Below are 16,402 nucleotides of genomic sequence, written 5' to 3'. Positions count from 1 at the left end.
CTGACGGTCGTCTCACGCCTCCCGCGTACCGGCGTACATCTCGTCGATCAGGTCCTTGTACTCCCGCTCGACCACCGGCCGCTTCAGCTTCAGGCTCGGCGTGATCTCACCGTGCTCCACGTCCAGGTCGCGCGGCAGCAGCCGGAACTTCTTGACGGTCTGCCAGCGCTGCAGGCCCTCGTTGAGCTGCTTGACATAGCCGTCGACCATCTCGACCGTCTGCGGCGCGGCGACGATCTCGGCGTACGACTTGCCCTCCAGGCCGTTGTCCTTGGCCCACTGCAGGATGGCGATCTCGTCGAGGGCGATGAGGGCGGTGCAGTAGTTGCGGTCGGCGCCGTGCACCAGGATGTTGGAGACGTAGGGGCACACCGCCTTGAACTGGCCCTCGACCTCGGCCGGGGCGACGTACTTGCCACCGGAGGTCTTGATGAGGTCCTTCTTGCGGTCGGTGATGCGCAGGTAGCCGTCGGGCGACAGTTCGCCGATGTCGCCGGTGTGGAACCAGCCGTCGGACTCCAGCACCTCCGCGGTCTTCTCGGGCTGCTGGTGGTAGCCGTCCATGACGCCGGGGCCGCGCAGCAGGATCTCGCCGTCGTCCGCGATGCGCACCTCGCAGCCGGGCAGCGGCTTGCCGACGGTGCCGGTGCGGTAGGCCTCCCCGGGGTTGACGAAGGAGGCGGCGGAGGTCTCGGTGAGGCCGTAGCCCTCCAGGATGTGGATGCCGGCGCCGGCGAAGAAGTAGCCGATCTCGGGGGAGAGCGCGGAGGCGCCGGAGACACAGGCGCGCAGCCGGCCGCCGAAGGCCTCACGGAGCTTGGAGTAGACGAGGGCGTCGGCGACCTTGTGCTTGGCGCCCAGCCCGAACGGCACCGCGTGGGTGCCGGTGCGCCGGAAGTTGTCCTGCGAGACCTTGGCGTACTCGCGGGCGATCTCCGCAGCCCACTGGAAGATCTTGTACTTGGCGGCGCCGCCCGCGCGGGCCTTGGCCGCGACACCGTTGTAGACCTTCTCGAAGATGCGCGGCACGGCCGCCATGTAGGTCGGCTGCACCACCGGAAGGTTCTCGATGATCTTGTCGACGCGGCCGTCGACGGCGGTGACGTGCCCGACCTCGATCTGCCCGGAAGTGAGCACCTTGCCGAAGACGTGCGCGAGCGGCAGCCACAGGTACTGCACGTCCTCGCCAGTGATCAGCCCGGTCGCCACGGTGGCCTTCGCCATGTACGCCCAGTTGTCGTGCGGCAGACGCACGCCCTTGGGACGGCCGGTGGTGCCGGAGGTGTAGATCAGGGTGGCGAGCTGGTCCTTGGTGATCGCGCCGACCCGCTCCTTGATCAGCTCGGGGTGCTTCTCCAGGTAGGCGGCGCCGCGCTGCTCCAGCTCGGTGAGGGTGATCACCCAGTCGTCCGTCTCGACGCCGGCCGGGTCGATGACGACGACCTTGGTCAGGGCGGGCAGCTCGGCGCGCTTCTCCACCGCCTTGGCGACCTGGGCCGCGTCCTCGGCGATCAGCACCCGGCTCTCGGAGTCGGAGAGGATGAACGCCGACTCGTCGGCGTTGGTCTGCGGGTAGACGGTCGTGGTGGCGCCGCCCGCGCACATGATGCCGAGGTCGGCGAGGATCCACTCGACGCGCGTGGAGGAGGCGAGCGCCACCCGCTGCTCCGGCTGAAGGCCCAGTTCGATGAGGCCGGCCGCGATGGCGTACACCCGCTGCGCCGCCTCGCCCCAGCTCAGCGACTTCCAGTCGTCTGGGCCCTGGCCGGAGGCCGGCGGTACGGGGTAGCGATAGGCCTCGGCGTCCGGTGTGGCCGCCACGCGCTCCAGGAAGAGGGCTGCCACGGACGGCGGACGGTTCTCGATCAGGGTCTGTGTGTCGCTCACGACATCCTCCGGGGGGCCCGCGACAGTGCGGCTGACTCGTGCGGCTGGGTTAACTCACGGTGGGGTTCGCGCTTGTTGTTTAACTCGCGAGTAACTATCGAGCAGGGATCAGAGTAAGGGGCGACCGGCCGCTGCGTAAGGGGCATCGGCCTGTCACTTTCCACGCAGAGCGACGCTACGCACGCGTAGGGGCCCGCCGCACTTTCGTACGACGAGCCCCCGCATGCCCGGTTTGGGCGCGTAACCCCTTGTTACCGTTGGTTACTTCTTGCCCTTGGCCGACCCCGCGCTGTCATCGCTGGAGAGCACCGCGATGAAGGCCTCCTGCGGAACCTCCACGGAACCCACCATCTTCATCCGCTTCTTGCCTTCCTTCTGCTTCTCCAGAAGCTTCCGCTTACGGGAGATGTCACCGCCGTAGCACTTGGCGAGGACGTCCTTGCGGATGGCGCGGATGGTCTCGCGGGCGATCACCCGGGAGCCGATGGCGGCCTGGATGGGCACTTCGAAGGCCTGCCGCGGGATGAGCTCGCGCAGCTTGGCCACGAGCCGCACGCCGTACGCGTAGGCCGCGTCCTTGTGGGTGATCGCCGAGAAGGCGTCCACCTTGTCGCCGTGCAGCAGGATGTCGACCTTGACCAGGCTCGACGTCTGCTCGCCGGTGGGCTCGTAGTCGAGGGAGGCATAGCCGCGGGTCTTGGACTTCAGCTGGTCGAAGAAGTCGAAGACGATCTCCGCGAGCGGGAGGGTGTAGCGGATCTCGACCCGGTCCTCGGAGAGGTAGTCCATGCCGAGCAGGGTGCCGCGCCTGGTCTGGCACAGCTCCATGATCGAGCCGATGAACTCGGTCGGCGCCAGGACGGTGGCACGCACGACCGGCTCGTACACCTCGTTGATCTTGCCTTCGGGGAACTCGCTCGGGTTGGTGACGGTGTGCTCGGTGCCGTCCTCCATGACCACGCGGTAGACCACGTTGGGCGCCGTGGCGATCAGGTCGAGCCCGAACTCGCGCTCGAGCCGCTCCCGGATCACGTCGAGGTGCAGCAGGCCGAGGAAGCCGACGCGGAAGCCGAAGCCGAGGGCGGCGGAGGTCTCCGGCTCGTAGACGAGGGCGGCGTCGTTGAGCTGCAGCTTGTCCAGGGCCTCGCGCAGCTCCGGGTAGTCGGAGCCGTCCAGCGGATACAGACCGGAGAAGACCATCGGCTTCGGGTCCTTGTAGCCGCCCAGTGCCTCGGTGGCGCCCTTGACCTGGCTGGTGACGGTGTCACCGACCTTGGACTGCCGGACGTCCTTCACACCGGTGATGAGGTAACCCACCTCACCGACTCCGAGGCCGTCCGCCGGGAGCATCTCGGGCGAGTTGGTCCCGATCTCCAGCAGCTCGTGGGTCGCGCCGGTCGACATCATCTTGATGCGCTCGCGCTTGTTGAGCTGGCCGTCGATGACACGGACGTACGTCACGACACCGCGGTAGGAGTCGTAGACCGAGTCGAAGATCATCGCGCGGGCCGGCGCGTCGGCGACCCCGACCGGCGCCGGGATCTCCTTGACGACCTTGTTCAGCAGTGCATCGACGCCGAGACCCGTCTTCGCGGAGACCTTGAGCACGTCGTCCGGGTCGCAGCCGACCAGGTTCGCCAGCTCCTCGGCGAACTTCTCCGGCTGCGCGGCCGGCAGGTCGATCTTGTTCAGTACGGGGATGATCGTGAGGTCGTTCTCCATCGCCAGGTAGAGGTTGGCGAGGGTCTGCGCCTCGATGCCCTGGGCGGCGTCGACGAGGAGAACGGTCCCCTCGCAGGCGGCCAGCGACCGCGAGACCTCGTAGGTGAAGTCGACGTGCCCCGGGGTGTCGATCATGTTGAGGATGTGGGTCGTGCCCTGGTCGGGGCCCTCGGTCGGGGCCCAGGGCAGACGCACCGCCTGGGACTTGATCGTGATGCCGCGCTCGCGCTCGATGTCCATCCGGTCGAGGTACTGAGCACGCATCTGCCGCTGCTCGACCACGCCGGTCAGCTGGAGCATCCGGTCGGCGAGTGTGGACTTGCCGTGGTCGATGTGCGCGATGATGCAGAAATTGCGGATCAGAGCCGGGGCGGTACGGCTCGGCTCGGGCACATGGTTAGGGGTCGCGGGCACGCAGGGTCCTGTCTCTTGAGGCGCCTTATGCCTCGGGTCGGATCGATACGTAGTCTCCATGGTCCCACGCGGAGGGACCGGGGACCGTTTTGGGCCGCCCGGTGGGCCACTGGTACTGTAGATGGCTGTGCCTCATGCCCTCTCAGCGCGAGGCACGTCCGAGAAATTTTGGATCACCGGTGCGGGACCCGAGCGGCCCCGCACCAGAACCTGAAAAGGCTCCTTCGTGGCGAACATCAAGTCCCAGATCAAGCGGATCAAGACCAACGAGAAGGCGCGGCTGCGCAACAAGGCCGTCAAGTCCTCCCTGAAGACCGCGATCCGCAAGGCCCGTGAGGCCGCGGCCGCGGGTGACGCCGAGAAGGCCACCGAGCTGCAGCGCGCTGCCGCGCGTGCGCTCGACAAGGCTGTCTCGAAGGGCGTCATCCACAAGAACCAGGCCGCCAACAAGAAGTCGGCGCTTGCTTCCAAGGTCGCTTCCCTCAAGGGCTGAAACTCCCTTTTGATCTGACCGCCGGAAGGACCCAGAGCGGGCCCTCTCTCATCCGCTCCCGACCGGCACCCCAGGATCCGCGCGCGGCCTGCGTTCGCCACGCGGGCGCGGATCCGACGAGCTTGATCCGCAGGCCCCGGCGCTCGCCCTTCCCCAGGGTGGGCGGCGGGGCCTTCGGTATGGCCGCCCCGGTGACCCGTGCGTCACGACCAGAAGTCGTCGTCCTTGTCGATGTCCGGTACGCACTGGTCGATGTCGGTGATCTTGCCCCCGACGATCCGGAAGACCAGGCACGCGTCCTCGTGGTAGCGCCTGCCCTCGCGCTCCGCCGTGATGCGGTGCAGGGCCACCGCATGGCCCCGGCCGTCGACGAACACACTGCGCAGGTCGGCACGGAAGCTGCCGCCGGTCTCCTGGAAGAGCCGGCCGTACATGCCGATGACCGCGTCCTGGCCCTTGAAGTCACCGGACAGCGGATGGCTGCCGGGCACGTGGTGAGTGACGTCCGCCGTCATCAGCCCGCGCAGGGCCTCCATGTCGACACGGAGGAATGCGTCGTACCCCTTGCGGACGAGGGTCGCATGCGGGTGTTCAGCCATGGCGATCGCCACCTTTCCACGCCTCGGCGATGACGGCTGACAGCTCCGATTGTCCTCGCCGACGGGCCGGGGGCGACCCGGAGGGTGATCGGGTCACCGCTCCCGGGGCGTCTCAGCCGCGTCCTCTGGACCGTGCGGCCCTGGCGACGGTCACGACCGCCTTCTCCAGGGCGTACTCGGGGTCGTCTCCACCGCCCTTGACCCCGGCGTCGGCCTCGGCGACCGCCCGCAGCGCCGCGGCCACCCCGTCCGGCGTCCAGCCCCGCATCTGCTGACGCACCCGATCGATCTTCCACGGCGGCATCCCCAGCTCACGGGCCAGGTCGGCGGGCCGGCCGCCGCGCGCCGACGACAGCTTCCCGATCGCCCGCACGCCCTGGGCCAGCGCACTGGTGATCATCACCGGGGCCACACCGGTGGCCAGCGACCACCGCAGGGCCTCCAGCGCCTCCGCCGTACGGCCCTCCACCGCCCGGTCGGCGACCGTGAAGCTGGACGCCTCGGCGCGCCCCGTGTAGTACCGCCCCACGACGGCCTCGTCGATCGTCCCCTCGACGTCGGCGACGAGCTGCGCCACCGCAGAGGCCAGTTCGCGCAGGTCACTGCCGATCGCGTCGACCAGGGCCTGGCAGGCCTCGGGCGTGGCCGACCGCCCGAACCCGCGGAACTCCCCCCTGACGAAAGCCAGCCGGTCCGCCGGCTTGGTCATCTTCGGACAGGCGACCTCCCGCGCCCCCGCCTTGCGCGCGGCGTCCAGCAGCCCCTTGCCCTTGGCACCGCCGGCATGCACCAGCACGAGGGTGATCTCCTCCGCGGGCGCCCCGAGGTACGCCTTCACGTCCTTGACCGTGTCGGCCGAGAGATCCTGCGCGTTGCGCACGACCACGACCTTGCGCTCGGCGAAGAGCGAGGGACTCGTGAGCTCGGCGAGCGTGCCGGGCTGCAACTGGTCCGGCGTCAGGTCCCGTACGTCCGTGTCGGCGTCCGCGGCCTTGGCGGCGGCCACCACCTCCCGCACGGCACGGTCGAGCAGGAGGTCCTCCTGGCCCACGGCAAGGGTCACCGGGGCGAGAGGGTCGTCATTCGCAGTCTTCCTGGCCATCGCCTACAGCATCCCATGCGGCACTGACAGCGAACCGGCTCCGCATCCCGATCGGCCCCCGACCGCACCCGGAGTTCCGTCCGGGCCCCGTGGTCACCGTCCTGTCGTCACCTTGCCGTCGTCAGCCCGCAGGGCGGGCCCGCGATGGCGAGGGGCGTGCCCCCGAGCGAGCGTGTTCGCGCGCGGGGAGCGTGCGATCGCAAGGACGACAGGGCCCGGGGTCACGGCTCCTCGCGCCAGCCGTCCCACTCCCCCGCGAACGCGTCCAACTCGGCGGGGTCCAGGCTTGCCTCCTCGTCGTGCAGGACCAGCAGCCACTGGGCGTCCTCCGCGTCGTCCTCGCCGGCCAGGGCGTCCCGGACGAGCTGGGGGTCCTCGTCGACGCCGAAGCGCTTCCCGAGCGCCTCGGCCGCCTCCTCGGCGGCGTCGCGGTCGGGCAGCACCAGCACGTGTCTCACTTCGCTCACGGCCCCATTCTCCGGCAGCCGGTGGAGCTCGAACCGCCGGGTCGGTTCGGGTCGGGGGCTGGGGCTCCCCGGCTGAGGCACGAGCGCGGGCTCGTGCGGGGGCTCGGGCTCAGGCAGGGGCTCAGGCTCGGGCAGGGGCAGAAGCTGGGCACGGGCGCGGGTTCGGGCTCGGGCACGGACCCCCGTCCGGTACGCACAAGCTGTCAGCCGCTGATCTCCCTCAGCCGTTCCAGTTACGGTCTCGCACAGTCGGCACACGGCTCAGCGCGATCCCGAACCGCTCCCGGTACACCGACAGCACCTCCTCGTCCGTGCCCAGTTCCCGTGTCTCCTTCCGCCCGTCGGGGGCCGTCGTCGTCAACGCCCGGCCGCTGAGGGTGATCCGCCCCCCGTCCTCCGTCACTCGCGAACAGACCAGGGACCGGGTGAAGTGCGACTGCGGCGAGGTGCTGTGCCACCAGGCCCCGGCCGCGAAGTCCTCGAGCACGCGGGGCCGCGTCTCCAGCCGGTACTGCGGCCTGCCGTCCCGTACGACGTCCAGGTCCGCGCTCCCGGCCGTGTCGCCCCCGCCACCGAGCACCCCGGCGGGGTCCGCACCGGCCTCCGCCACCCGGAACGCCCCGGCGGGGTCCGTCTGCTCCCCGCGTTCCGTGAACGCCAGCGGCCAGTGACTGTGCGCCCCGAACCCGACGTCGGCGAGCCACTCACCCCCGTCCGCCGTCCGCACCCACAGCGCGAGATGGTCGTACGGGATGCCGAGCCGCCCTTCCTCCCCGTACACCCGCGCCGCGAGCAGCCGAACCTCGTAGCCGAGAGCGGCGAGCAACGCCGCGAACGCGCCGTTGAGTTCGTAGCAGAAGCCACCCCGCCGCCCCTCGACCACCTTGTCCAGCAGCCGCTTCTCCTCCAGCACGATCTCCTCGCCGAGATGGATCGACAGGTTCTCGAAGGGGACGGCCCGCAGATGGCGCAGGTGCAGCTCGCGCAGGGCCCCGATGGTGGCGCGCTGCGGACGGGCGGTCCCGATGCGGCGAAGGCAGGCGTCTGCCTGTGCTGAGTTCATGCCCTCAGTCTGGGCGAACCGCCGCGGCTCAGTCTCTCGTCACCCGCACCTCCCGGTCCGTCCCGCCGACCGCCAGCGCTCCGTCCCGGTCGGTGCGCAGGACCATCGCGCCGCCGGCCCGCAGCGCGGCCACGGTCGCCGTTGCCGGGTGGCCGTAGGGGTTCCCTGCGCCGCAGGAGATGAGCGCCACTCGCGGGGCGGCCAGCCGTATCAGGTCCGGGTCCTGATACGCCGAGCCGTGATGGGCCACCTTCAGGACGTCCACGCCCGCCAGCTCGGCCGCGGCCGGGGAGTGCAACAGGGCCTGCTGGGAGGGCGGTTCGAGGTCCCCGAGCAGCAGCAGCCGCAGTCCGCCGGTCCGGACCAGCAGGGCGACACTGGCGTCGTTCGGTCCGTCCGGCTCCGCCACCGGGACCTGACCCGGGGCAGGAGCGGCGGGGGGCCACAGCACCCGCCAGTCCACCGGCCCGGTGCGCCGCTTCTCCCCGGCCACGGCCCGGGTGAGCGGAATGTGCCGTTCGGCCGCCTCCTTCCTCACGAACTCGACCTCGCCCGCCGGTTCCTCGAAATCCGTGGTCTCGATCGCGGCCACCGAGCGGCCCCGCAGGACGCCGGGAAGCCCCGCGACATGATCGGCGTGGAAGTGGGTCAGGACGACCAGGGGAATGCGGGTGATGCCCAGCTCCCCAAGGCAGTGGTCGACACGCGCGGGATCGGGTCCGGCGTCCACGACCACCCCGGTCCCCTCGCCTGCGGCCAGTACGGTCGCGTCGCCCTGCCCGACGTCGCACATCGCGTACCGCCAGCCCGGTGGCGGCCAGCCCGTGACCACCCGGGTCAGCGGCGCCGGCCGCACCACCACCAGCAGGAGCAGCACCCCGAGCGCACCGCACCACCAGGGGTTCCGCAGCAGCAGCCGCCCAGCCGACACGACGCCCCCGGTGACCGCTGCGAGGAGCAGCGCCCCGGGCCAGGTCCCCGGCCAGTCCACTCCCCCGCCGGGCAAGGCAGCCCCGGTCCGGGCGACACTCGCGATCCAGCCGGCGGGCCAACCGGCACACCAGGCGAGCGCCTTGGCCATCGGCATCGCCACCGGCGCCGTGGCGAGCGCCGCGAACCCCAGCACCGTGGCAGGGGCGACCGCGACCTCGGCCAGCAGGTTGCAGGGCACCGCCACCAGGCTCACCCGTGCCGACAGCACCGCCACGACCGGCGCGCACACGGCCTGCGCGGCGGCGGCCGCGGCCAGCGCCTCGGCGAGCCGGGCGGGCACCCGGCGCCGCTGCAGCGCCTCGCTCCAGCCCGGCGCCAGCACGAGCAGCGCGCCGGTGGCCAGCACGGAGAGCAGGAAGCCGTAACTGCGGGCCAGCCAGGGGTCGTACAGCACCAGCAGGAGTACGGCCGTGGCCAGTGCCGGGACGAGGGATCTGCGGCGCCCGGTCGCCAGGGCGAGCAGGGCGACCGAGCCGCAGGCCGCGGCCCGCAGCACGCTGGGGTCGGGTCGGGAGACGATCACGAAGCCGAGCGTGAGGACTCCCGCCAGCAGTGCGGTGGCCCGCAGCGAGAGCCCCAGGCGCGGGGCGAGTCCGCGGCGCTCCACGCGCTGGGCCAGGCCGGGCGGCCCGATGAGCAGGGCCAGCAGGATCGTGAGGTTGCTGCCCGAGACGGCGAGCGTGTGTGCCAGATCCGTCTCCTTGAAGGCGTCGTCCAGTTCGGGTGTGATCCGCGAGGTGTCACCGACGACCAGCCCAGGAAGCAGCGCCCGGGCGTCCGCAGGCAGCCCCTCGGTCGCCTCCCGCAGCCCGGCCCTGAGCCGGCCCGCCAGCCGTTGCGGCCCGCTCGGCCCCGCCACGACGTCCGGCACGGGCTCGCTCCGCACCCGCAGCACGGCCGTGGTCCGGTCGCCGCCGGTCAGGGCGGGCGCCAGCCGGGCGTTGACCCGCAGCCGGGTGGACGGCAGCAGCCCGAGCCAGGCCGGACGCGCACCGTGCGTGCTCTGCGCGGCGGGCACGCCCCCGGTGGGAGGTGCCCGCGGCGCCGGAACGTCCCCGTCGACGACCAACAGCACGGGAGTTCGCGTCCTGACAGCCGCCCCGCCCCTCTCCTCCACGCGGCGCACCTCAGCCCGGGCCAGTACCGCCACGGTCGCCGCATGATCGCCCCGCACCCGCGGCCTGCTCAGCCACGGGTCGCCGCTCAGCTCGACCTCGGCGGTCACGGTCGCGAACCGCCGCGCCAACTCGGGTACCGGCCCGCGCCGCACATCCGCTCCGTGCAATCCGGCGGAGGCGGCGGACGCGGCCACGCAGAGGAGCACGGCGGCGAGCGGGGCCCGGGCCCAGGCGAACCGGACGGGCGATCGGTCCGGCCTCCCCCACCGGCGGGCCCCCAGCAGGCCGGCTCCGGCGATCGCGCAGGTGACCGCGATACCCACGCTCCAGCCGAGCGGAGCATCGAGGACCAGGGCGGCCGTCGCCCAGACAGCGAGTGCGGGAGGAACCAGGCGCAGGTCGGTCGGGGCCGGCCGCGGGTCGGTCGGGTCCGATGGCTGCTTGCCGGAGGGGCCGCTCATGGCCGCACCATGGTTCGCAGGTCGGCGAAGCGGCGAGCGCCGATGCCGTTGACCTGGCGCAGTTCGTCCACCGAGCGGAAGCCGCCGTGCCGCGTGCGGTAGTCGATGATGTGCTGGGCCAGCACGGGGCCGACACCGGGCAGGGTGTCGAGCTGGTCGGCGGTCGCCGTGTTGAGGGAGACCGGGGCCGCGGGACCCGTCGCCGCCGGTCCGGGGCCCGCACCGCCGCCGGGCCCGGGCGGTGGGAGCGCCGTCCCTGCTGGGGCGCCGACCAGGACCTGCTCGCCGTCCACCAGGAAACGGGCCCGGTTGAGCCCGTCGGTGCTCACGCCCGGCCGCACCCCGCCCGCCGCCCGCAGCGCGTCGGCCACCCGCGAGCCGGCCGGCAGCCGCCGGATCCCGGGCTCGCGGACCTTGCCGCTGACGTCCACGACGATCTCGCCGCCCGGCGTGGCGGAGGCGCTCAGGGCGACACCGGACTTCCCGCCCTCGTCCTTCTTGGTCAACGGCGCCTCGGCCCGCACCACCTGAGGAGCACTCACGGTCCGCGTCCGGCCGGTCCAGAAGTGCTGGACGGCGAACACGGCTGCCACCACGAGCACCACGGCGAGGGCGACCACTCCCCGCCGCTCCACCCCGCACCGCACCTGCACCCACACCGGCAGCCGCTCGCGCAGGGCGAGCCCGGCCCGTTCCCGCAGGCTCGGTGCGAGGGGTTCGGCCGTCTGCGAACGGCTCTTGGGACCGGCCGGCTGCTCCTCGGGGGTCCTGGCGGCCCCGGGCCCGACGGACGGCGCGCGTGCCCCGCCCAGCCCGGGCGGAACCGTGCCGGCCGTACTCCGCCCCGGCGTCGGTCCCGTGGGCGTCGCCGTGCCCAACCCGGGCGCCGCCCCCGTCACCGTCGCCGTAGTCGCACACGGCCGCCCGTCCGGTGGAGCGTTGCCCGACTCCCCCCATTCCACGGCCCGTTCGCCGAAGAGGAGTTCCGCGCGGCGGCGCAGTTCCTCCGCGGGTGCGGGCACACGGTGGCGGGCGCGGCGGCGGTCGGCGGGGTAGCGGCGGACGCGGCCGTCGGAAGCGGGTCCGCGGCCGGGTCCGCTGGTCGGGACGGCTGTGCGTGAACGTGATCGAAGCGCCATGCGACGAGGATCGGGTATCTCGCCGCTTCGCGATGATCTTGGTCAATTCCCGGGGAAAACCGCTCCCTTGTGGAAAACTCCGTCACTCGCACGAGTGATGACGAGACCGAGGAGCAGGGTGTCAGCGCGTTGAGACGACCGCTCCCAGCAGCCCGGGCCCGGTGTGTGCGCCGATCACGGCACCGACTTCGCTGACATGCAGGTCGGCCAGTCCGGGGACCCGCACCCGCAGCCGGTCGGCGAGGGCGGAGGCACGGTCGGGGGCGGCGAGATGGTGCACGGCGATGTCGACCTCGGCGCCGCCCGCCCGCTCGGCGACGATCTCCTCGAGGCGGGCGATCGCCTTGGATGCCGTACGGACCTTCTCGAGGAGTTCGATGCGGCCGCCGTCCAGCTGGAGCAGCGGCTTGACGGCCAGCGCGGAACCGAACAGGGCCTGTGCGGCTCCGATCCGGCCGCCGCGGCGCAGATAGTCGAGCGTGTCGACGTAGAAGTAGGCGGAGGTGCCCGCGGCCCGCTTCTCGGCGGCCGTCACGGCCTCGTCCATCGTTCCGCCGGCCTCCGCCGCCGCGGCCGCGGCGAGCGCGCAGAAGCCCAGGGCCATCGCGACCATCCCGGTGTCCACCACCCGCACCGGCACCGGTGCCTCACGCGCCGCCAGGACCGCCGCGTCGTGGGTGCCGGACAGCTCGGCGGACAGGTGCAGGGAGACGATGCCGCTCGCCCCGGACTCGGCGACCTTGCGGTAGGTCTCCGCGAACACCTGAGGGCTGGGGCGGGAGGTGGTCACCGAGTGCCGCTTCTGCAGCGCATGGGCCAGGGAACGGGTCGAGATCTCGGTGCCCTCTTCGAGCGCCTGGTCGCCGAGGACCACGGTCAGGGGCACCGCGGTGATGCCGTGGCGCTCCATCGTCCGCGGCGGCAGGTAGGCCGTTGAATCGGTGACGATCGCGACATGGCGGGACATGAGCTGGAGATTACCTGCCGTGGCGCTCGTGTGGCAGCCCGGCCCCTCGCTGCCGGACCGGGAGCAGCCCGGTCATGTGGTGCTCTCGGGACGCGGCTTTTTCTGCCAGGGATAGGCGGGGCGCTGCGTGGGCGGCGCGATCGCGGGGGCCGGCCGCTCCTCTGCGGTGTGGGGGGTGTGCTGCCGCATCCCCGGGCCGTCGGCGGCGGCCGGGGCGTTGGGCCACGGCGGGGGCGCCGGTGCGGGTTCCGTCCTCGTCCAGTGCCGAAGGGCCCCCGCCTCGACGTCGATCTGGGCGCTCAGTGTGTCCAGGTCGTCGTCGCAGAAGCGGCGGGCCCGGTCGCGGGCGGCCCAGCGCAGGGAGTCGGCGGACTGAGTGATGCGCTCGGTGCGGCCTCGCAGCTCGGGCAGCCGCGCGACGAGCGTGTCCCGGTCGGGCTCGGACTCCAGGCGCTTGAGGTCGGCGTCCAGCTCGTGCCCGTGCGCGCTGAGCCGCTCGAAGAGACCGAGGGACTCCTTCAGCGACTCGTCCTCGACCGCGCCCGCGTACAGCGCGTCCTGGGTGGCCCGCATCGAGGCGCGCAGCGTGAGCCGCAGCTGGGCGATCTCGCCGCCCGGGCCGAGCTGGGCGAAGGACTTGGCGCGCAGGGTGTGGTCCTCGACCGTGCGCCTGGCCTGCGCGATCGTACGGTCCACTCCGCGCTTGGCGGCGCCGACCGCCTTCACCGTGGCGTACGCGCCGAGGCCGATGAAGAGCAGGAAGAGCAGGGCGAACACGGTGATCACTACTTCCATGGCGCTCCTCCTACAGCCGGCGCGGCACAAGTCGCCGCGCTCTCCACGGTAAACGCAATGGGCAGGTCCGGAGTTCCAGAAAAACCCCGAACCTGCCCGTAGGGGACTACCCCGAGGCGGAGTGCACCCGGCGTCCCGTGTACGCGGGAACCGTCACGCGGGGACGATGTTCACCAGCTTCGGCGCCCGCACGATCACCTTGCGGATGCCCGCGCCGCCCAGCGCCGCGACGACCTTCTCGTCCGCCAGCGCCGCCTTCTCCAGCTCCTCCTCGGAGATGGCCGGCGGCACCTCCAGTCGCGCCTTGACCTTGCCCTTGATCTGCACGACGCAGGTCACGGTCTCGTCCACCACGTACTGCGGGTCGGCGACCGGGAAGTCCTGGTGGACGACCGAGTCGGTGTGACCCAGCTTGCGCCACAGTTCCTCGGCGATGTGCGGGGCCAGCGGGGCGACCATCAGCACCAGCGGCTCGGCGACCGACCGCGGCACCGCGCCACCGGCCTTGGTCAGGTGGTTGTTCAGCTCGGTGACCTTGGCGATGGCGGTGTTGAAACGCAGGCCCTCCAGGTCCTGGCGCACGCCGTCGATCGCCTTGTGCAGGGCGCGCAGCGTCTCCTCATCGGGCTCGGCGTCGGTGACGGTGACCTCGCCCGTGTTCTCGTCGACGATGTTGCGCCACAGCCGCTGCAGCAGCCGGAACTGGCCGACCACCGCGCGCGTGTCCCAGGGCCGGGAGACGTCCAGCGGGCCCATGGCCATTTCGTACAGGCGCAGCGTGTCGGCGCCGTACTCGGCGGCGATCTCGTCCGGGGTCACCGCGTTCTTCAGGGACTTGCCCATCTTGCCCAGCAGGCGGGTGACCTTCTCGCCCTGGTAGTAGTACGCGCCGTCCAGCTCTTCGACCTCGGCGGCCGGCACCGCGATGCCACGGCTGTCGCGGTAGACGTAGGCCTGGATCATGCCCTGGTTGAACAGCTTGTGGAACGGCTCCGCGGAGGAGACGTGCCCCAGGTCGTACAGCACCTTGGACCAGAAACGCGCGTACAGCAGGTGCAGCACGGCGTGCTCGGCGCCGCCGACGTACAGGTCGACGCCACCGTGCGGCCGGCCCTCACGCGGGCCCATCCAGTACCGCTCGATCTCCGGGTCGACCAGCTTCTGCTCGTTGTGCGGGTCCAGGTAGCGGAACTCGTACCAGCAGGAACCGGCCCAGTTGGGCATGGTGTTGGTCTCGCGCCGGTACTTCTTCGGCCCGTCGCCCAGGTCCAGGGTGACGTTGACCCACTCCTCGTTGCGCGACAGCGGCGTCTCGGGCTGGGTGTCCGCGTCGTCCGGGTCGAAGGTGCGCGGGCTGTAGTCCTCGACCTCGGGCAGCTCCAGCGGCAGCATCGACTCGGGCAGCGCGTGGGCGACGCCGTCCTCGTCGTAGACGATCGGGAAGGGCTCGCCCCAGTAGCGCTGGCGGCTGAACAGCCAGTCGCGCAGCCGGAAGTTGACGGTGCCCTCGCCGATGCCCTTGCGCGCCAGCCACTCGGTGATGCGAGCCTTGGCCTCGACGACGCCCAGGCCGTCCAGGGAGACCTCCTCGTTGGCGGAGTTGACGATCTTCGCGTCGTACGAGGCGAAGGCGTCCTCCCAGGTGGAGGTGTCCGTGCCGCGGCCGTCGGCCGGCTCGACCACGCAGCGGATCGGCAGCTCGAAGGCCCGCGCGAACTCGAAGTCGCGGGTGTCGTGCGCCGGGACGGCCATGATCGCGCCGGTGCCGTAGCCCATCAGGACGTAGTCGGCGATGAAGACCGGCACCTGCTCGCCGTTGACCGGGTTGGTCGCGTACGCGCCGATGAAGACGCCGGTCTTGTCCTTGGCCTCGGCCTGCCGCTCCACGTCGGACTTCGAGGCGGCCTGCGCGCGGTAGGCGGCGACGGCCTCGGCCGGGGTGGCGTGGCCGCCGGTCCACACCTCGTGCGTGCCCTCGGGCCATGCCTCGGGGGTGAACTTCTCGACCATCGGGTGCTCGGGCGCCAGCACCATGTAGGTGGCGCCGAACAGGGTGTCCGGGCGGGTGGTGAAGACCGTGATGCGCTCGCCGTCGATCGGGAAGTCGACGCGGGCGCCCTCGCTGCGGCCGATCCAGTTGCGCTGCTGCAGCTTGATGGCCTCGGGCCAGTCCAGCTCCTCCAGGTCCTCCAGCAGCCGGTCGGCGTAGGCGGTGATGCGCATGTTCCACTGGCGCAGCTTGGCCTTGAAGACCGGGAAGTTGCCGCGCTCGGAGCGGCCGTCGGCGGTGACCTCCTCGTTGGCCAGCACGGTGCCCAGGCCGGGGCACCAGTTGACCGGCGCGTCGGAGGCGTAGGCCAGTCGGTACTCGCCCAGGACCTCGGCGCGCTCGGTGTCGCTCAGCTGGTTCCACGCGCGCGTGGTGCCCGGGATCGCGCGCTCACCGGACTCGAACCGGGCGATCAGCTCGGCGATCGGGCGGGCCTTCTTCGCCTCCTCGTCGTACCAGGAGTTGAAGATCTGCAGGAAGATCCACTGGGTCCACTTGTAGTAGTCCGGGTCGATCGTGGCGAACGACCGGCGCTTGTCGTGGCCCAGGCCCAGCCGGCGCAGCTGGGCCTTCATGTTCTCGATGTTGGCCTCGGTGGACACGCGCGGGTGGGTGCCCGTCTGCACGGCGTACTGCTCGGCGGGCAGGCCGAAGGCGTCGAAGCCCAGGGTGTGCAGGACGTTGTGGCCGGTCATGCGCTGGAACCGGGCGTAGACGTCGGTGGCGATGTATCCCAGGGGGTGACCGACGTGCAGACCCGCACCCGAGGGGTACGGGAACATGTCCATGATGAACTTCTTGGGCTTCGCGACCAGGTCGGGGTCTCCCGCCAGGTCGCCCTTCGGGTTGGGCGCACCGTACGTGCCGTCGGCGTCCCAGAAGTCCTGCCAGCGTGCCTCGATCTCGGCGGCCAGGCCGGCCGTGTAGCGGTGCGGCGCGGCGTCCGGCGCCGCAGCGGTGGCAGCGGGGTTCGTCTCGCTCATGATCCTCAAAGCTCCATCGATCGTCTCTGCCTGCGGAAATGAAAAAACCCCTCGCACAGGAGGGGACGCCGCGCCGATGCCGACCACACGGTTCGACCGGGGGTCGGTACTGATCAGCGCGGCCCGCTAAGCAGAAGGCGTACGGCACG

General features: G+C 71.5%; 12 protein-coding genes. 1 reads left to right on the top strand and 11 read right to left on the bottom strand.

Annotated features, from left to right (window positions below; all coding sequences use genetic code 11):
* Positions 1 to 12: 12 nt before the first annotated feature.
* Positions 13 to 1,887, bottom strand: a complete 1,875-nt coding sequence (locus ACFZDC_RS19105) for an AMP-binding protein (protein ID WP_391325192.1) — start codon at positions 1,885 to 1,887, stop codon at positions 13 to 15.
* A 261-nt stretch (positions 1,888 to 2,148) separates the two neighbouring features.
* On the bottom strand, positions 2,149 to 4,023 hold the full coding sequence (gene lepA, locus ACFZDC_RS19100) for a translation elongation factor 4 (RefSeq protein WP_391325190.1): 1,875 nt from the start codon (positions 4,021 to 4,023) through the stop codon (positions 2,149 to 2,151).
* Positions 4,024 to 4,249: 226 nt separating this feature from the next.
* On the opposite strand from lepA, the gene rpsT reads away from it, so the two are divergent.
* A complete protein-coding gene (gene rpsT, locus ACFZDC_RS19095; RefSeq protein ID WP_030735567.1) occupies positions 4,250 to 4,516 on the top strand; it encodes a 30S ribosomal protein S20 in 267 nt (88 codons plus the stop codon).
* A gap of 203 nt (positions 4,517 to 4,719) precedes the next feature.
* On the opposite strand, the gene ACFZDC_RS19090 is transcribed toward rpsT, so the two are convergent.
* The 9 genes from ACFZDC_RS19090 to leuS all read right to left on the bottom strand — a co-directional run bounded on the left by ACFZDC_RS19090 (position 4,720) and on the right by leuS (position 16,253).
* Positions 4,720 to 5,115, bottom strand: coding sequence for a nuclear transport factor 2 family protein (locus tag ACFZDC_RS19090; RefSeq protein WP_391325188.1), 396 nt, complete (start codon positions 5,113 to 5,115; stop codon positions 4,720 to 4,722).
* A 112-nt stretch (positions 5,116 to 5,227) separates the two neighbouring features.
* Positions 5,228 to 6,217, bottom strand: coding sequence for a DNA polymerase III subunit delta (gene holA, locus ACFZDC_RS19085; protein ID WP_391325186.1), 990 nt, complete (start codon positions 6,215 to 6,217; stop codon positions 5,228 to 5,230).
* Positions 6,218 to 6,438: 221 nt separating this feature from the next.
* Complete coding sequence (locus ACFZDC_RS19080) at positions 6,439 to 6,684, bottom strand: hypothetical protein (protein ID WP_391325184.1); 246 nt, start codon at positions 6,682 to 6,684, stop codon at positions 6,439 to 6,441.
* 220 nt (positions 6,685 to 6,904) lie between these two features.
* Positions 6,905 to 7,747, bottom strand: a complete 843-nt coding sequence (locus ACFZDC_RS19075; RefSeq protein ID WP_391325182.1) for an arylamine N-acetyltransferase — start codon at positions 7,745 to 7,747, stop codon at positions 6,905 to 6,907.
* A gap of 28 nt (positions 7,748 to 7,775) precedes the next feature.
* Positions 7,776 to 10,319: a ComEC/Rec2 family competence protein gene (locus ACFZDC_RS19070; protein WP_391325180.1), complete on the bottom strand. Its 2,544-nt coding sequence runs from the start codon at positions 10,317 to 10,319 to the stop codon at positions 7,776 to 7,778.
* Positions 10,316 to 11,458 carry a helix-hairpin-helix domain-containing protein gene (locus ACFZDC_RS19065; protein WP_391325178.1) on the bottom strand — a complete coding sequence of 381 codons (1,143 nt, stop codon included), beginning with the start codon at positions 11,456 to 11,458 and terminating at the stop codon, positions 10,316 to 10,318. Before ACFZDC_RS19065 ends, ACFZDC_RS19070 begins: the two co-directional genes overlap by 4 nt.
* Positions 11,459 to 11,579: 121 nt before the next feature.
* Positions 11,580 to 12,425, bottom strand: a complete 846-nt coding sequence (locus ACFZDC_RS19060) for a DegV family protein (RefSeq protein ID WP_391325176.1) — start codon at positions 12,423 to 12,425, stop codon at positions 11,580 to 11,582.
* A gap of 72 nt (positions 12,426 to 12,497) precedes the next feature.
* Positions 12,498 to 13,220, bottom strand: a complete 723-nt coding sequence (locus tag ACFZDC_RS19055; RefSeq protein ID WP_391325175.1) for a hypothetical protein — start codon at positions 13,218 to 13,220, stop codon at positions 12,498 to 12,500.
* Positions 13,221 to 13,373: 153 nt separating this feature from the next.
* Positions 13,374 to 16,253: a leucine--tRNA ligase gene (gene leuS / locus ACFZDC_RS19050; protein WP_391325173.1), complete on the bottom strand. Its 2,880-nt coding sequence runs from the start codon at positions 16,251 to 16,253 to the stop codon at positions 13,374 to 13,376.
* Positions 16,254 to 16,402: the final 149 nt, after the last annotated feature.

This window comes from Streptomyces sp. NPDC007905, assembly GCF_042959345.1.
Taxonomy (GTDB): domain Bacteria; phylum Actinomycetota; class Actinomycetes; order Streptomycetales; family Streptomycetaceae; genus Streptomyces.
This window is presented reverse-complemented; position numbering and strand designations above follow the sequence as displayed.